The organism is Denitrificimonas caeni, assembly GCF_905120345.1.
GTDB classification, from domain to species: domain Bacteria; phylum Pseudomonadota; class Gammaproteobacteria; order Pseudomonadales; family Pseudomonadaceae; genus Denitrificimonas; species Denitrificimonas caeni_A.
The window spans coordinates 91096-109255 of the sequence record NZ_CAJHOA010000007.1 but is presented as its reverse complement, the minus strand read 5'-3'; the positions used below and the strand labels follow the sequence as shown (position 1 = coordinate 109255).

The 18160-nt window shown below is 44.7% G+C and carries 14 protein-coding genes; all 14 read left to right on the top strand.

Going from position 1 to position 18160, the window contains the following annotated elements; all coding sequences use genetic code 11:
• Positions 1–106: 106 nt before the first annotated feature.
• Positions 107–901 (top strand): 2-keto-4-pentenoate hydratase, encoded by a 795-nt coding sequence (gene mhpD / locus JYJ62_RS13130; RefSeq protein WP_205342687.1) that lies wholly within the window; start codon positions 107–109, stop codon positions 899–901.
• A 31-nt stretch (positions 902–932) separates the two neighbouring features.
• Positions 933–1874: an acetaldehyde dehydrogenase (acetylating) gene (locus tag JYJ62_RS13125; protein ID WP_205342686.1), complete on the top strand. Its 942-nt coding sequence runs from the start codon at positions 933–935 to the stop codon at positions 1872–1874.
• A gap of 4 nt (positions 1875–1878) precedes the next feature.
• Complete coding sequence (gene dmpG, locus JYJ62_RS13120) at positions 1879–2901, top strand: 4-hydroxy-2-oxovalerate aldolase (RefSeq protein WP_205342685.1); 1023 nt, start codon at positions 1879–1881, stop codon at positions 2899–2901.
• A gap of 576 nt (positions 2902–3477) precedes the next feature.
• On the top strand, positions 3478–4449 hold the full coding sequence (locus JYJ62_RS13115; protein ID WP_232365794.1) for a WD40/YVTN/BNR-like repeat-containing protein: 972 nt from the start codon (positions 3478–3480) through the stop codon (positions 4447–4449).
• Positions 4450–4482: 33 nt separating this feature from the next.
• The gene (locus JYJ62_RS13110) at positions 4483–6849 is read left to right on the top strand and encodes an efflux RND transporter permease subunit (RefSeq protein WP_205342684.1); all 2367 of its coding nucleotides are present in this window, start codon (positions 4483–4485) and stop codon (positions 6847–6849) included.
• 56 nt (positions 6850–6905) lie between these two features.
• Positions 6906–8495: a DUF1302 family protein gene (locus tag JYJ62_RS13105; protein WP_232365793.1), complete on the top strand. Its 1590-nt coding sequence runs from the start codon at positions 6906–6908 to the stop codon at positions 8493–8495.
• 20 nt (positions 8496–8515) lie between these two features.
• Entirely contained in the window at positions 8516–9790 is a 1275-nt protein-coding gene (locus JYJ62_RS13100; RefSeq protein ID WP_205342683.1) for a DUF1329 domain-containing protein, read from the top strand.
• A 116-nt stretch (positions 9791–9906) separates the two neighbouring features.
• On the top strand, positions 9907–11013 hold the full coding sequence (locus tag JYJ62_RS13095; protein WP_205342682.1) for an alcohol dehydrogenase catalytic domain-containing protein: 1107 nt from the start codon (positions 9907–9909) through the stop codon (positions 11011–11013).
• Between the two features lie 58 nt (positions 11014–11071).
• A complete protein-coding gene (locus JYJ62_RS13090; protein WP_232365792.1) occupies positions 11072–11614 on the top strand; it encodes a cupin domain-containing protein in 543 nt (180 codons plus the stop codon).
• A gap of 254 nt (positions 11615–11868) precedes the next feature.
• On the top strand, positions 11869–12867 hold the full coding sequence (locus JYJ62_RS13085) for an AraC family transcriptional regulator (protein WP_205342681.1): 999 nt from the start codon (positions 11869–11871) through the stop codon (positions 12865–12867).
• Between the two features lie 151 nt (positions 12868–13018).
• Complete coding sequence (locus JYJ62_RS13080; protein ID WP_205342680.1) at positions 13019–14356, top strand: Rieske 2Fe-2S domain-containing protein; 1338 nt, start codon at positions 13019–13021, stop codon at positions 14354–14356.
• A 56-nt stretch (positions 14357–14412) separates the two neighbouring features.
• A complete protein-coding gene (locus JYJ62_RS13075) occupies positions 14413–15276 on the top strand; it encodes an alpha/beta fold hydrolase (protein ID WP_205342679.1) in 864 nt (287 codons plus the stop codon).
• Positions 15273–16709: an amidase gene (locus JYJ62_RS13070; protein WP_205342678.1), complete on the top strand. Its 1437-nt coding sequence runs from the start codon at positions 15273–15275 to the stop codon at positions 16707–16709. Before JYJ62_RS13075 ends, JYJ62_RS13070 begins: the two co-directional genes overlap by 4 nt.
• A gap of 300 nt (positions 16710–17009) precedes the next feature.
• Positions 17010–18155 carry an FAD-binding oxidoreductase gene (locus JYJ62_RS13065; RefSeq protein ID WP_232365791.1) on the top strand — a complete coding sequence of 382 codons (1146 nt, stop codon included), beginning with the start codon at positions 17010–17012 and terminating at the stop codon, positions 18153–18155.
• Positions 18156–18160 lie beyond the last annotated feature (5 nt).

The following is an 18160-nucleotide window of genomic DNA, read 5'->3' as shown; positions in this document are numbered from 1 at the left end:
TAACGCAATGGAGCGCTGCTGGGTGTGTGTACTTCTAGCATTGGGTCGACTTATAAAAAATAAACTTTTGACTCAGTTCAAAGGTTTATCAAGCTCAGAGGTATATATGAGTGTGACCCAAAAACAAATAGAACAATGGGCTGCGAAGCTGCGTGAAGCAGAAGCAAGCAGAGTAGCAATTTCTCCTTTGCGCGAGGAGATCGGTGAAGATGACGATGAGGCTGCTTATGCTATTCAGCGTCTCAATGTCGCTCACGCAGTTGCGAGCGGTCGTCGTGTCGTTGGGCGCAAGATCGGTTTAACCAATCCTAAGGTACAAGTACAGCTCGGTGTTGATCAACCGGACTTCGGTACTCTGTTTGCAGATATGTGCCACGGCGATAATCAGACTGTTGCGTTTTCTTCGGTGTTGCAGCCAAAAGTAGAAGCAGAAATTGCTCTTATTCTTGATAAGGATTTGCCCAATATCGATACCACTTTTGCTGAGGTGCTTGGCGCTACGGGCTGGGTATTACCGGCGTTAGAAATTGTGGGATCGAGGATTGCAAACTGGAATATAGGTTTTGTCGATACTGTTGCAGATAATGCGTCGAGTGGTTGTTTTGTCTTAGGTGGGCCTGCGATTCGCTTGGAAGCAACGGACATGCGTAAGGCTGTCATGAGTATGACGCGCAATGGTGATCATGTTTCTAGTGGTAGTGGTGCGGAATGTTTAGGTCATCCCCTCAATGCAGCAGCCTGGTTAGCACAAACCATGGCGCGTTTAGGCGAACCCTTAAAAGCCGGAGATATCATTTTAACTGGAGCACTTGGCCCTATGGTCGAGGTCAGCGCAGGTGATCGCTTTGAAGCAATAATTGAAGGCATTGGCCAAGTGGCAGTAAATTTTTCAGCTGAGTGATTGATCAGCCCAACTCTAAGAGCATTTTAATATGAAAAAAATCAAGGTAGCTATTATTGGCTCGGGCAATATTGGCACTGATCTTATGATCAAGATCATGCGGCATGGTAAGCACTTAGAAATGGGTGCGATGGTTGGTATTGATCCTAAGTCGGATGGCTTAGCTCGTGCTACTCGTTTAGGTGTCGCTACAACACATGAAGGTGTTGTAGGACTCACTAGGATGGATGTGTTCAAGGATATTGAATTTGTTTTTGATGCAACATCAGCCTCCGCGCATATAGAAAATGACAAGTTGTTACGTTCAATCAAACCCAATATTCGTCTGATTGATCTGACGCCTGCGGCGATTGGTCCGTACTGTATACCTGTGATCAATGGCGAAGAACACATTGATGAGTTAAACGTCAATATGGTGACCTGTGGCGGCCAAGCAACAATACCTATGGTTGCTGCTGTGTCACGCGTTGCTAAGGTGCATTATGCGGAAATTGTTGCCTCAATTTCTTCAAAGTCAGCAGGACCTGGTACCCGTGCCAATATTGATGAGTTTACTGAAACCACCAGTAAGGCAATTGAAGTGATTGGTAAGGCTGCAAAAGGCAAGGCGATCATTATTATGAACCCTGCAGAGCCGCCGTTGATTATGCGCGACACGGTTTTTGTGCTGTCTGAAGCAGCTGATCAAAGTGCAGTTGAAGCCTCTATTTTAGAAATGGAAAAAGCGGTTAATGCCTATGTGCCCGGTTATAGACTCAAGCAAACTGTCCAGTTTGATGTGATCCCAGAAGACCAGCCATTAAATATTCCTGGCCACGGTAAGTTTTCAGGCTTGAAAACCTCTATTTATTTAGAAGTTGAAGGCGCGGCGCACTACCTGCCTGAGTATGCCGGTAATCTAGACATCATGACTTCTGCTGGCATGGCGACTGCCGAGCGTATGGCTGAAAAAATGTTAAGTGAAGAGGCTTAAGAAGATGAGTATTGCAGATAAAAAGCTCTATATCTCTGATGTAACATTGCGCGATGGTAGTCATGCTGTGCGTCATCAGTATTCAATAAAGAACGTGCAAGATATTGCTAGTGCTTTGGATAAGGCGAATGTTGATGCGATCGAAGTCACCCATGGTGATGGTCTGCAGGGTTCAAGCTTTAACTATGGTTTCGGTGCACACACTGACTTAGAGTGGATTGAGGCCGCGGCGGATGTTATCGAAAAAGCCAAGATTACAGTACTGCTAATCCCCGGTATTGGCTCAGTGCACGATCTGAAAGATGCCTATAATGCCGGTGCGCGCTCAGTGCGTATTGCCACGCACTGTACAGAAGCAGATGTTTCTAAACAGCATATTGAATTTGCACGTGATTTAGGCATGGATACTGTTGGCTTTTTAATGATGAGCCATATGGTTTCGCCGCAACAACTGGCTGAACAAGCGCAGCTTATGGAATCATATGGTGCGGGCTGTGTATATATGGCTGACTCTGGCGGGGCAATGAATATGAACGATATTCGTGATCGTATGCGCGCCTTTAAAGCGACCTTAAAGCCGGAAACGCAAACAGGTATGCATGCGCATCATAATCTAAGTCTTGGTGTGGCGAACTCTATTGTTGCCGTGGAAGAAGGCTGTGATCGTATTGATGCGAGTTTAGCCGGCATGGGGGCAGGCGCTGGTAATGCGCCACTGGAAGTATTTATTGCGGCGGCTGAACGTCTCGGCTGGAATCACGGCACTGATCTGTATCGCTTGATGGATGCGGCTGATGATTTAGTGCGACCTTTACAGGATCGTCCAGTGCGTGTTGATCGTGAAACCTTGGCCTTAGGCTATGCCGGTGTTTATTCAAGCTTCTTGCGTCATGCTGAAGTTGCAGCAGAAAAATATGGTTTAAAAGCCATGGATATTCTGGTGGAACTGGGCCGCCGCCGCATGGTGGGTGGCCAAGAAGACATGATCGTTGATGTTGCTTTAGATTTACTCAGACAGCGCACCTGATAACACGCGCTTAACTGCAACGGCCGCGATCTACCGCGGCCGTTTTCTTATGCTTAGACCAAACAAATCTGCTTGGTCTGTTCATTATCCATCGTTCGTCCTGCTACAACTCCTCGCCAGCATAAGCACAATTTTTTACAGGAAAATTACGGCTCTATTGACATTGATCAATCATCTGCGCTGTTCGGTAAGTGGTAGCTCTTGGCGGATAGTCCGATAGTAAGCAATACCTATAGTTTAGTAGTTGTCTGTTATCCAATTTGAATTTGACTGATCAGTCATTTTTATTGGCGATAATAAGAATCAATCCAAAAATCAATTATAAAAAGAATAATTATGAAAAAAATCAAATTTATACAATGTAATTATCCAAACAGAAATTAATTCTTATCGTCAAACTTAAAAATTTAAGTGGCGATATAAGTAAGTGATTTATTTTAATTAAATTATTAATTAGATAAATATTAATCTTGCTTTGTGAAAAGTATTTAAATGTGGGTAATTATTATGTCGAATATTATGACTAGTGAACAACATGCTCAACGAAAATTGCCTCTTAGGTTTTTAAGAAAACTAGTGAATGTAATTATGGCTCTGATGCCTTGGGCCATAATTGCCGCATTACTTTGCGCTGCTATTTTTATAAAACCACAATCAGTGGGTAGCACTATTATTCCATCAGCTCTTGAGCGCAGAGATCAATTCTATGGTCTTGCTGAGCTAAAAGACGGCTCTGTTTTAGTGAGTGGTTCCTATGGGAAAGTTCTTTCTATTAATAAAGATGGAAAGGTGAGTCGCTTAGACACGCCGACCCGTAAAACTTTACAAGATATAGCCGTTTGGGATTCTACTCATGCTGTTGCTGTGGGTAATGATGGGGTGATTATTTTTAGTGGTGATGCGGGGCTTACTTGGCAGCAAGCTGTCGATGTTCCTCGTTCGGAAGTTGCTAATAAACTTAATCGTGTACGTGTGGGTAACGATGGATTTGCTATTGCTACCGGTGAAATGGGCGCTGTTTTAGCGAGCTATGATTTTGGAGAAAAGTGGCAGCGTGTCCGTGAAGAGGAAGATGTTGCGTGGAACGATGTCGCGATTCTAGATGATGGTCAACTGATTTTAGTCGGTGAGTTTGGCCGGATTTTGTTAGGCCGTGTGGGGAGTGAAGAGTGGCAGGAGGTTGATTCACTTCAAGCCAGTTCGTTGATGTCAGTTAATTTTCGAGATCAGCTACATGGTCTAGCAGTGGGTCTAGAAGGACTTGTATTGGAAACAGAAGATGGCGGGCATAACTGGAACGCCATGGAGGTAGGACTGACTGACCACCTTTTTGATGTCGTGTGGTTGGCAGAACAAAAGCAGTGGTTTGTAACGGGTTCTTTAGGACGTTGGGCCGTCGGAAAAGGCGGAGAGTGGGAGAACGGTATTCTAGATAAGCGCAACTTATCTTGGCACGTCCGTGCATTACCCGTTGGCAACACGCTGTGGTTGGTCGGTGCAAACATTGGTACATGGGACGGCGAGCGCTGGTCTCAGTTGCGTCCCTGAACATATTTAGCCTAATGCAAGCGAGAATATCCCATGATTGAACGTATAGCAGAATTTTGCATCCGGCGTGCCGCCTGGGTTGCTAGTTTATTATTAATCTTAACTTTAGTGTTGGGCTGGTTTGCGTTACATATTGAAGTGCGAACTATCTTCGAAGATATGCTTCCTTCAAAGCATGAATATGTTAAAACGCATGAAAAGTTTAAAGATACTTTCGGTGGCTCAAATATGGTTACTATCATGTTTGAAGTTGATGAGGGTGATATTTTTCAGATACCCGTCTTACAAAAAGTTAGAGAAGTAACTTTAGGTTTGCGAGAAGTATCAGCTGTTAACCAGTATCAGATTACTTCCATAGCATCAAAAAAACTAAAAGAAGTTCGCGCTTCAACTACTGGTATTGAAAGTATACCGTTGATGTGGCCTGATTTACCGACGACCACTGACGCTATGAATGAGCTTAAACAAGCCGTTCTACGTAATCCGCTGGTCTATGGCTCATATGTATCTAAGGACTTACAAGCAACATTAATTACTGTCGATTTTAATGATGATCAAGTCGATTACAGTACTGTTTTTCATCAAATACGTGATTTAATTAAAAAAGTTGAAGGCGATAACGTTCATATTAGGGCGGTTGGCGATCCTATTCTGTATGGCTGGGTAGGGCACTTTTTACCCGAAACAATGCAGCTAGTCGCTTTAGCACTCTTTGTCACTCTCGCTTTATTATTCTTGTTTTTAAGAACCTGGCGTGGCGTTACTTTGCCATTCCTTGCCGGCGTTGTGAGTGCCGCTTGGGCATTAGGGATTTGTAATCTTCTAAATATTAACTTTGAGCCATTAGTTATTGTTGTGGCGATGTTAATTACCTCTCGAGCAGTGTCGCATTCAGTACAAATTGTTAATCGCTTTGATGATGAGATTAAGCTCTTACCGGCCAATGCGGATACTTCAAAAATAGCTGCGCGAGTCTCACTGTCAGACTTATTTCGTCCGGGCATGTTGGGTGTAATTGCTGATGCTGCGTGTATGTCAGTAGTCGCTCTAAGCCCAATCCCTATGCTGCAAAAACTGACGGTGTTAGCTGTGGTCTGGGTGTTGACGCTCACCGTCAGTGCGGTGATTTTAACCCCTGTATTACTATCCTTTATCCGTAAACCGCACGGCACAGCACATCCAATAAACTGTATTCCTATCCTGACAAAGGTGCTTGATTTAGCCACTGCTGTGACTTTATCGCGTGCTCGTTATGTTGTGTTGGCAGGCAGCTTTATTGCTGTAATGGGCGCCGGTTTATATGCACTCAATCTTAAGATCGGTGATGCCAATCCTGGATCACCGATCCTTTGGCCTGACTCTATCTATAACGTCGACTCAAGTGCGATTAATCAGCGTTTCGAAGGCACCGATCGCATGTTTGTGGTACTGGGTGAGGACGGTAATGAAGGGCTGATAAAGAGCAACGAAGCGCTACATGCAATGAACAAGTTTCAGCGCTTTATTGAAGCTCAGCCAGAAGTCGGTGGCTCAGTATCACTGGCAGATGTATTGCCACAGGTGAATGTAAGTTTGCGTGAGGGTAATCCGCGTTATTTGGAGTTAGGTGAGAGCAGCGCAATTAATGGCAGCTTGGTTGCCATACTCGACTCTGTCTCGGAGCCCGGTGATATGTCGCGCTTTACTGATAATCAGTATGCGAACGGCGCAGTAACACTAATGTTCCGTGATCGCCAAGGTGAAACGATTCGTACCGCTGTAGCCCGCATCAAAGAGTTTATTGCTGATAATCCGTTGAGTGAAGGGAAATGGCAGCTGGCTGGCGGATTAATCGGAGTTATGGCGGCGGTGAATGAAATTATTCTCGCCAGTCAAATTGAAGCAATCGCATTAGCTTTATTGGTCCTAGCGCTGATCTGTACCGTGGTGTACCGCTCGTCGATGGCCGGTATGGTGTTTATGGTACCGGTGCTGATTTCTAACATGCTGACGTTTGCTTTCATGACTTGGCAAGGTATCGGTATGAATATCAACACTGTGCCGGTTGCCGCTTTAGGTATCGGTTTGGGTGTGGACTATGCCTTCTATATTGCTGACCGAATTAAAGAAGAAATCGCTATCGGTAAAACTGCTGAAGAGGCTGTGCGTATCTCTCTGCACTCCGCAGGTATGGGTGTCATCGTCACCGCGACCGTTCTAATTTTAGCAACCCTACTGTGGTGGGGATCGTCATTACGCTTTCAGGCAGAAATGGGCTTACTGATGGCTATTTGGCTGACCGTATCGGCTTTTTCAGCACTATTCGTCATGCCGTCTCTTATTTATGTCTTTCGACCTAAATTTATCTTTGGTGACTACCAGAAGGAGCCGGTTGTTCAGTCATCACACGCTTTCGTTTAAGTGGTTTCAGATGTGACAACAACAAAAAGTGCAAAAATAAAAACTGGAGAGCACACATGAAGCAAATAGCTAGGAGTATGCGTAAGCATACAGTGTTAAATAAGTTTGTAATTATCGCTGGACTTGGTGTGATGAGCGCGCCTGTATGTGCCGATGATACATTTAATTATGATGGTTATTTACGACAAGAAATGTCGTGGAATATGAAAAATTGGGCGGATACGCCAGGCTATCAAGACAGCGGCAAACTTTCTATGATGCGTAGTTCTGCTCATATTAATTTGAACTGGAAACCAGCGGATAACTTTTATGTCGTCGCTAAGCTGCTTGGCGTACGCGAAGTTAAAACCAACTTTCTTAAGCATTTAGAAAAAATGGGCGCGAATAATTATCACGAATCAGATGGCCGTGGTGATATTACTGACCTATATGATAAAAATGAAATTCGCGAGCTCTATGTTGATTTCCCTGTTGGCGACCGTACTTGGTTCCGTTTGGGTAAGCAGCAAATTGCCTGGGGAGAAACAGACTTCTTTGCTGCCAATGACCTGGTCCATGGCTTTGATAATACTTGGCGTTCATTCCTCGAACCGGCCAACGAAGAGTTACGTAAAACTAATATAATGGCGAAAGTCAATATTGACGTACCTGAGTATGATGGTGGTCTTGAGATATTTGTACGTCCTGGCTTAGATCGCAAAAAAGATATCGGCACTGAAATTGATATCTATGGTGGTCGCTGGTCGAGTCAGCCTTACGCTGGTGTAGACTTCCGAAATATCACACCTTATAACTTTAGGCATAAAGACGGTGATCGCCGTGATGTAACAGGTGGTTTGCGTTGGACGGGTTTATACGGCAGTACTAATTACTCTGTTTCGTATATGAAAACCTATCATAATTCGCCAATCATGAATGTTTCGCCTGCTATGTTTGCTCCGGGTACTGCCCCTAATGGTGATAAACCAACACGTGGTGTATTTGGTGAAATTATTTACCCAACTATTGATGTTTTTGGCGTTACTGCGAGTCGCTACTCATCATTAGCCGATGCTGTATTTAGTACAGAAGTTGCTTACATAAAAGATGCGCCTTACAACTTCCAAGGCGCAACCCAATCATTTCCAAGCACTGTTGTCGCCGCTGGATTTGATGGCTATACCAAAAAAGATGTTGTTGCATTGATGTTGCGGATGGATAAAAACATTACGGCTACCCAAAAATGGTTAGGCACAGAAAAACCAATGTTCTTCTCTGTGCAAGTGTTTGATAAATGGATACAAAATTATGATAAGGACGATCAATTACTTTACAGCGTAGGCTGGGGTGGTAAAGCTAAAGAACACTCTGTTATTGGTACTGCTATTTTTGACTTGAGCTATAACAATGGTCGTATTAAGCCTAACTTAGTACTGGGTGCCGACTTAAGTAATGGTGGTGGCTTTGCTGTGCCGTCTGTGACATTTGAACTCTCTAGTAAAGTGCGCTGGAAAGTTGAATATGATGCGTTCTGGGATAATAACTACCACAGTAATAAAAAGTGTGGAGCGCCTACAGCTAATAAAGCAACCTGTGAAGAAACCACTCTATTTGGCTACTTACATCACCGTGATCAGCTGTATACCAGTCTGACTTATTTATTCTAACTATAATAAGAGATTATATTATGATGAATTTAAATCATGCTTTACGTGCACCGCTTGTAACTGCAGTCATTATTGTCTCCAGTAGTATGGCTGGGTTATCAACAGCAGCCGAAGTACCAGTGGGGACTGTTATTTCGGCTGCGAATATTGATCAAATTAAAAATGATACGTTTGAAGGTAACACCATTGCCAGCCTGCTGACTGAGAAGATCGAGTGGCGAATTCGAACCAGTGGTATGAAAATTCCTTTAGCAGCATCTAAAGAAGTACCGCTTGATCCACGCTGGGTGAAAGCGTCTAACGAAAATGCGGGTCGTGCCACTATTAATAAAGAAGCGTGCCGTATTGATGGTTGGGGAGCTGGTGCTCCGTTCCCAAATATTGATGTTAATGATCCACAAGCAGCTGAGAAAGTTATGTGGAACTGGCACTTAGGCCAACTTGTAGGTGATGTATCACAAGTTCCAAATTACACTCAAGTATTAATTGATGGTAAAAAAGGTATGCACGCGGAACCTGTTGCTGAGTTCACTCGTTATGCGATGAAAGGACGCTTAACGGGTGACTCTACGGTAGAAGGCGATGGCAGTGAGCGTGGACGTCAATTATTATATTTTAAGTCACCTTCAGATATGAAGGGGCTTGGAACATATAGCGTTAACTACGATTCTGAAAAAGTGAATAGTGTTTGGGCTTATATTCCAGCGGTACGTCGGGTTCGCCAGTTATCAGGTGGCGCTTGGATGGACCCCGTTGGTTCTTCTGACCAATTGCAAGATGACCTAGAAATCTTTAATGCGCGCCCATGTTGGTACCCTGAATATAAGATGCTAGGTAAGCGTAAAGTTTTAGCAGTATCTGCAAGTAAGATAGGCAAAGACATATGGAATAAGGATGCTAAAGGATTTGCTGAACGTTATCCTGTTTTAGATTCAGAGCCGCCCTATTGGAATATTAATGGTAATAATTACGAGGTACGTGAAGTATTTGTAATTGAAGCGATTACACCATCCATTCACCCTTACAGTAAAAAAGTATTGTATGTGGATACGCAGTATCCGCGTATCCATTACGGTGAAGCCTATGATCGCAAAGGTGAGTTCTGGAAATTTATGGAGTTTCATTCCTACTCTAACGTAGCCGATGGCGACATTCGCACGACAGCGGGTGCAGTGATTGATTTCCAGCGCAATCATGCAACAGTTTCGATGATTGATACGTCCACCTGGCGGACAAATTTCCCTGCTAAGGCGGCTGACTTCTCACTGCAAGCGTTGCAGGCAGGTAGTCGTTAAAACGTAGTCATTACTCGTATGTTCTTTATTGCTCGGCACTTGTTGAGTGCCGAGCATCATCTAGTTCGGTTGCGTAACTTCAACGCTTTGTATGTTGGTAGCCGTAGGAGAACCGCATGTCTTTTATGCAAGCTGCACGTCTTCATAAGATTGGTGGTCAGTTTACCATTGACCAGCTTCCTATACCTGAGCCTGGCTCACATGATGTCTTAATTAGAGTCGTTGCTAGCGCTGTAATCCCTAATCTGAAAAATGTAACAACACACTTTCCCGAGTGGTATCCATTTTTACCTTTGCCTGAGTTGCCAGCTATTTTTGGCTTGGATTCTGCTGGTGTTGTTGAATCAGTGGGTTCAGCCGTGAACTCATTTCAGCCTGGCGATCGAGTTTATGTGAACCCTGGTATAGGTTGTGGCCAGTGTCGGTTTTGCAACCAAGGTGATGCGACCCGCTGCAATGCCTACACATTTATGGGCTATTTTGGCTTTGGCGCTGGTTCAAAAGATATATTTAAACGCTACCCTTACGCGGGTTATGGTCAATATATGACGGCACCATGCACCAGTTTAGTGCGCTTACCTGATTGTTTAAGTTTTGCCAATGCAACGCGTTTAGGCTATTTGGGTACTGCTTATTCAGCGATTCGTAAGTCACAGTTGCGCCCTTCACAGAGCATTATGATTTTGGGTGCTAGTGGAACGCTGGGCGTTGGCGCAACTCTTCTGGCCCTTGCCTTTGGTGCTTCTCGCGTTGTTGTGGTGGCGCGTGATACTGAGGCGTTAGAGCGTCTCCGGGCACTGGATCCGCATCGTATTATCGCAATACAAATCAATGAACAGCCGATAGATCAGCAAATACGTGCTTATATTGCTAGTGGTGTTGATGTGATGCTGGACACCTTAGGTGCCAAGGCACCAGCACAGTTATCGGTTGAGGCTATGCGGGCGGTGAGTCGTGGTGGTCGCATCGTGCAAATTGGCGGCGTCGCTGGGCCGATACCCATAGATCCGCACCCGTTTATGTGCGCGCAGTTGCAATATATTGGGTCATTATGGTTTACCCCATCTGAAGGTGCCGAAATGGTGGCCTTGTTTGAATCCGGTATTCTAGATTTTTCCTTGCTTGAGCAGCATAGCTATCCACTAGAAAAGCTTAATCAAGCGCTTGAAGATATCCAAGCACAAGGCAACGGTTTTACTAACTTCCACATTCTTCACGAATAATTTAATAATTTATACAGCGTTACAGCATCTTTATAGTGAGCTTGAAGGAGAACATAAAGTGAATGCACAAAGTATTGTGACGGGTCATGATGATCAAGGTTGTTCATGTGTTATTTATGTCGGTCCTCTTCTCAGTAATGAACCATTCACTTATCAGCCGGGCTTTAGTGCTGCTGTTTTTGGGCAGACCGGCGCAGAGCCTATTGTAGGTTCGAATGTGAGACCTCGGTTATTACCGATAACGAATGTGTTGCCGGTTGTTGCTGGTACTACGGCATTAATGGTTACTTTTCCACCTGTATTGGCCGAAGAAGTACGTCAAAATATAGCACCAGAAGATATTGCTAGTGAACTGGAAGAGCGGCTTCCAGGTTTTTCTCAAGTCTTTGAACCTGATGCGCCCGGCTTTCATCGTACAGATACTATTGATTATGCAGTACTTATTGAGGGTGAGCTGACGCTATTATTAGATAATGGCGAAAGTACTCACTTAAAAGCCGGTGATGTTATTGTGCAAAATGGTACTCGACATGCTTGGCTTAATACTAGCAGCCGCCCCGCTCGAGTCATGTTCGTGATGGTCGGCGCAACAAGGGTCTAAGCTATTTGTCTATTTGATAGAAAAATTGATATATGTTAATTATATAGGGTAGGGATACGATGAGCGATCACTCGCTTGTATATGATCAATACGCCTGCCTTGTTTTGGTTGATAGAATTTTTCGATCTAATCAATCATCACTTATCTAGCGATTGCGATAATAAAAAACAGACCTAGGGCATGTACTTTAGGTTGGATAAAATCGTGTAAATAGAGCTTTTTAGCTGATCAGCTGAAAAAGTTGAGGTATGTTCATGGAACAGTTAAATTTTGGATCAGTAACGCCCCCTAATGCTGTACTGGCTCGCTACGAAGTGTGTCGCACTAACGACCTAGAAGAAGCTCGTCATGGCGCTGCAAAAATCTTATGCCAAAATAATTTATACAATCTTGATACCACTGGCTTATTGAATACGAGTATTTATTATCGGCGTATTGGCGGTATCGGTATTGGACGCATGAGTTATGGTGGTGACGTCACGATTAAACCAGGTTGTTTTGAGAATTTTTCACTAATCCAAATGCCAATTCGCGGTGAAGAAAAGATTGAGCTAGGCAATGATAAAGTTCTGTGTACGCCCCAATCAGGGGTTGTGATAAATCCGTATATTAAATCTATTATTAATCACAGTGCAGGTACTGAAAAATTAATTATTCGTATTGAACATAGTTTACTTGAAAGCACTTGCCAGCAAATATTAGGCCGTACATTACGTGATAATCTTGAGTTTGATGCAGCGATGCCTTTAAATACTCAAGCCGGCGCTCGTTGGTTACGAATGGTTAGTTGGATTTATGACTATCTTTCTGAAGATGAAGACTTACCACCCTTAATGGTTGCTCAGATTGAAAGTAACTTAGTCAATATGCTATTGAGTAATCAACCGCATAATTACTCTGCCGAGCTCTTGAATGATACGCCATCATTAGCACCCTTTTTCATTAAGAGGGTGGAGCGTTATATTGAAGATAACGCGCATGAACCTATTACGATTAATGATATGGCTGAGCATGCAGGTGTAAGTAGCCGCTCATTATTCACAAGCTTCCGACGTTATCGAAATACTTCGCCTATGCGCTACTTAAAAGAAGTACGCTTGCGCTATGTTAATGAAGAATTACAACGCGGAGCTACGGGTTCTGAAACAGTCACTGCCGTTGCTTTTAAATGGGGCTTTAGTCATCTAGGTCATTTTACTACCGACTATAAACGCCGCTTTGGTGAAAGTCCTTCTGAAACATTGGCACGCTAAGTACGTTAGTTTTATTTAAAATAAGTATATCTTTTGCGCTGGATGGATAGTCCTAACATTTTAAGGGCAGTCATATTGACTAAGACGCCATAGGATGACTCTAAACGCGCCGCATAGGGCGGCGTTGATCCAGCCAATAGGTAGAATAAAAATGTCTGAACAGCCTATCATCCGTCGTCGTGTCGTAAAAACCGGAATTAGTGATTCTCGTACGAATAATGCTAAAACCCAAAGCCAATACCAGCCTTATAAAGATGCTGCTTGGGGTTTTATCAATCATTGGTATCCTGCCCTGTTTAGCCATGAGTTGGCTGAAGACCAAGTTGAAGGCATTCAAATTTGTGGTGTGCCGATTGTTTTGCGCCGTGTTAATGGCAAAGTCTATGCATTGAAAGATCAGTGCTTACACCGTGGCGTACGTTTGTCTGAAAAGCCAATGTGCTTTAATAAAAGTACGATTACTTGCTGGTACCACGGTTTTACCTTCGATTTAGAGTCTGGTGAGTTAGTCACTATCGTTGCTAACCCAGATGATAAACTCATAGGTACAACTGGACTGACGTCTTACCCCATTCATGAAGTCAATGGTATGATTTTCGTTTTTGTTCGCGAAGATGATTATCCAGACGCTGATGTTCCTCCTTTAGCGGATGACTTGCCATTTCGCTTCCCAGAAAATAGCGAAATTTTCCCGCACCCTTTGTGGCCCGCGTCACCCAGTGTCCTCGATGATAATGCGATGAATCTTGGTATGCACCGCACAGGTTACGGCAACTGGCGTATTGCCTGTGAAAACGGCTTTGATAACGCCCATATTTTGGTTCACAAAGACAACACTATTGTTCACGCAATGGATTGGGTTCTGCCATTAGGTTTACTACCAACAGCGGATGATTGTATCGCGGTTGTTGAAAATGATACGGGTCCTAAAGGATTGATGCAGTGGATGTTCACTGACAAGTGGAAGCCAGTGATGGAAAACAAAGTCCTCGACCTTAAAGTAGAGGGTTTGAAAGGGCGTTTCTATCGAACCTCTGTTGTCTTGCCTGGTGTTCTGATGGTGGAAAACTGGCCGCAAGAGCATATGACCCAGTATGAGTGGTATGTTCCGATTACTGATGATACTCACGAATACTGGGAAGTTCTGGTTCGCGTTTGTAACACAGAAGAAGAGCGCGAGAAAAACCAGCATCGTTTTAATGTGGTTTACAAGCCGTTATGCCTGCATGGATTTAATGACTGTGACTTGTATGCTCGCGAAGCGATGCAGAACTTCTATACTGATGGCACGGGTTGGGATGACGAACAACTGGTTTCAACCGATGTTTCACCTATTACTTGGCGTAAACTCGCCTCGCGTTGGAATCGCGGGATTGCTAAACCGGGTCGAGGTGTTGCAGGTTCTGTTAAAGATACCAGTTTGATCTTTAAGGATACCGCTGACGGGCATCGCCCAGGTTACCAAGTCAGAAAAATACCAGAAGAGTGATTTAACTCCAGCCAGTACCTAAAAAAGGTGCTGGCTTATTTTTTGGAGGATCTGTTATGTCTGATTTAGTTATACCTGCGAGTCAATTTGTCTTACTTGATGGTGTGCGTTTGCATTATCAGGTCTTAGGTAAGGCGACTGAGCGGTTACCTGTTATTTTCACGCATGGTGGTGGCCCTGGTAGTACTGCTTGGAGTAACTTCCGCCTGAGTGCGCAAGCATTTTCTGCAGACCATCAGTGCTACTTTGTTGATTTTGCCCAGTTTGGTCAGTCACAAATGGTCGCTGTAGAAGGCCCCGTATTTACTTGGCATGCACAGACGTTGCGCGCTTTTATGGATGCTCTCGGGCTTAAGCAAGCGCATTTAGTGAATCAATCGTTTGGCGGCTGCGTCGCTTTGCGTTTTGCTGCAGATAACCCTGAGCGGGTGGCTCGCCTGATTACAATTGGCTCTCAGCCTGTTGATCAAGGTGCGTTGCAGCCACTCCCTCTTTTTAGCAAACATGCTGCGAGCTTAATGAGTGACTACTATCTAGCCGATGGTGGCCCGAGCTTAAATAAAATGCGCATTTTATTGCAAAAGTACGAGCTATTTAACGATGCAAAGCTTGATGAAGAGGCTTTACTGTTGAGGTTTGCAGCCAGTAATAATCCTGATTATATCCAGCTGTTACACACTCCGAACGCATTTGGTGAGTGGGAAAACCTCTTGCCAATTTTAAAGCAGATTGATGTGCCGGTCTTGATGTGTTGGGGGCTGCATGATTGGTTCGGCGGCATTGATGTACCGATGATGATGCTTAATCGTTTACCTAATGCGTCCCTGCATATATTTGGCAAGGCTGCTCACCATTTGCAAAGTGAGTGCTCGGATGAGTTTAACGGCCTTGCTTTAAGTTTTATTGGAGCTCATAAATGAACATGCCTAGCGATATTCACTACTTAGAAATGCATGAGTTATCGCAGCTAATACGAAGTCGTAAACTATCACCTATCGAGGTCACCAAAGCCCAGCTGGCACGTATCGATGCTTTAGATAATGACTTACATAGTTATGCTCGCGTGACTGCAGATATTGCTTTGCAGCAAGCTCAAGAGGCAGAGGATGAGCTAGCAAAAGGTATCTGTCGTAGTCCATTACACGGTATACCTGTTGCTTATAAGGATCTGCTGGATACCGCTGGTGTGATAACCGCAGCTGGGATGCCATTGCATGCGGCGCGCATTCCTCAGCATGATGCGACTGTAGTTGCTCGGTTGCGTGAAGCGGGAGCTGTGATGCTCGGCAAGCTGCAAATGACAGAAGGGGCTTTTGCCGTACATCACCCAGATATTGTTGCGCCGAGTAATCCTTGGGGTGCCAATTATTGGGCTGGTGCTTCATCGAGTGGTTGTGGTGTTGCTACCGCTGCGGGCCTCTGTTACGCATCGATAGGCAGTGACTCTGGTGGTTCAATTCGTTTCCCCTGTGCCGCCAATGGCTTGACTGGCTTAAAGCCAACATGGGGGCGTGTCAGTCGCTATGGTGCCTTTGAAATGGCAGCAAGTCTCGATCATATCGGGCCCATTACCCGTAGCGCGCGTGATACGCTTTTCTTACTGTCGACCATCGCTGGGTATGATCCTTTAGATCCGACTTCTACACCGAGTGTCTGTCTTGAAGTACCCAGTGTTGATGCGAGCTTTAAGGGCTTATGTGTTGGTGTTGATCTCAGCTGGATAAGTGCTGGGGTTGACCCTGTCATTCAGAAGGCGCTCGAGCAAATAATAAGTATTATTTTTGCCGGTGGCGGTAAAGTAAAAAAAATACAGATGCCGGATACGCATCAAATCAGTAGCAATTGGGAAGCGCATTGTGGGGTGCAAAGCGCTGTCGCACACCAAGCAATGTACCCTAAGTATGCCGCACAGTATGGCCCAGCATTGAGCAGATTAATCGATGGCGGACGCCAGCTTAGCGGTATGGATTATCAGCGTATCTTACTTGAAGCGCAGCGTTTTAATGGAGCCATGGATGCGCTGCTTTATGATGTCGATATTATCCTTGCTCCAGTACAGCCGTATGCCGCGCCAAGCCATCAGCAACTGGCTAACTTGGCTCAAGATCCTGAAGCCAATCGACACTTAATTCAGTTTACTGCCCCCTTCAACGTAACCGGTCATCCATGCCTTAGCTTCCCCATCGGTCTGACGGAAAGCGGTCTGCCAATTGGCGGACAGTTTATTGGTCGTAAAGGGGGTGACGCGACCTTGTGCCGTGCCGGTATGGCTGTGCAACAGGTGAGTGATTGGCACCGCTTGCGTCCACCGGTTATGCAGTACGTCGCAGAGAAAGCAGGTCTTGCTGTTTAGTCAGTAGTAATACCCTCTCAGGTTTCTTATTCAAGAAGCCTGATCTTATTTATTTTAATAAATCTCATAGCAAGCGGTACCGCAATACCGCTTGCTATGAGATTTTTCGCGTTTGATATAGATCAAGAAGCTGCGCTCATAGGATAGGCGCGTAATTTAATGGAGCGCGTTCAGGTGTGAATGTTTCCTACTATCGAGATAAATAATAAACAAACCGATAAATGAGCAGCTTGGTTTTCTTCATTATTAATGAAGTGTTGCGGCTCAATTTGTATTCGGTACCTCGATGGGATCCAGCTTATGAATAACTCTATGCGCCAAGTTACCCCTAATTTTTCTGATGACGCTACGCGTGGCTTGAGTGTTGTCCCTAATACACATGTTCTTGATGCTATGACTGAGCAGGAGATGCCCATTGTGAGCGAACCTAAGCGCCAAGTTACTCTTAATTTTTCTGATGGTGAAACACGAGTTTTTAGTGTGGCACCGGGTGAAAATATTCTTGACGCCGCGCTTGAGCAGGATATGCCAGTCCTGTTTCAGTGTCGTTCAGGCAGTTGTTCGAGCTGTATTTGCACGCTAAAAGACGGTGATGCCAACACCCTAGCGGGAGCGAGCTCAACACTTCTTCCTAGTGAATACGGTGCAGGTCAACGTTTGCTATGTGTTAGCCAGGCAGAGACCGACTGTAGCTTTGAATTACCATACAGCAGCGAAGTGGGCTCCAATGCTGCTCACGAAGTCAATGTGTTTATTGATTCGATTGAGCGTATTGCTATTAATGCTGTTCGCTTAACTGTTGAGTTAGCCGATGACGAATGGATGGACTTTAGACCCGGTCAGTTTATGCAAATTGCTGTACCTGGGGTTGGCGTTGTGCGTAGTTACTCACCTTCTAGCACGCAGAAAACTCTACCTAAAATGGAGTTTCTGATACGCCTATTGCCTGATGGGGTGATGTCTAAATATCTTGAGGAAGTAGCCGCCGCTGACGACGTATTAACGCTAACAGGCCCGTATGGAGCTTTCTTCCTGCGTGAAGAACATCGACGTTCACCGCATATTTTTGTCGCAGGTGGCACTGGCCTATCTCCGATTCTATCGATGATAGATACGCTTCACCAAAGCAGTGGACGTAAACCACCGATGTTGCTGAGCTTTGGCAGCGCACACGCTGAAACACTCTTCGCACTTGAAGATATTCAATTGCGTGAGCAATGGTTGCCGACCCTTGAGGCACGAATTTGTGCGAGTAACGGTGCAGTAGAAGGCCAGCACCCAGGAAACCCAGTCAGTGCTTTAAGAGATGACGATGTTAAAGATCCGAATACCGTAGCGTATTTGTGTGGTCCGCAGCCAATGATTGATGCTGCAACTTCGCGTCTGCTAGAGCTTGGGGTAAAAGCAGAAAATATATTTGCTGAGCACTTTGTTGCCAGTAACTAAGGACT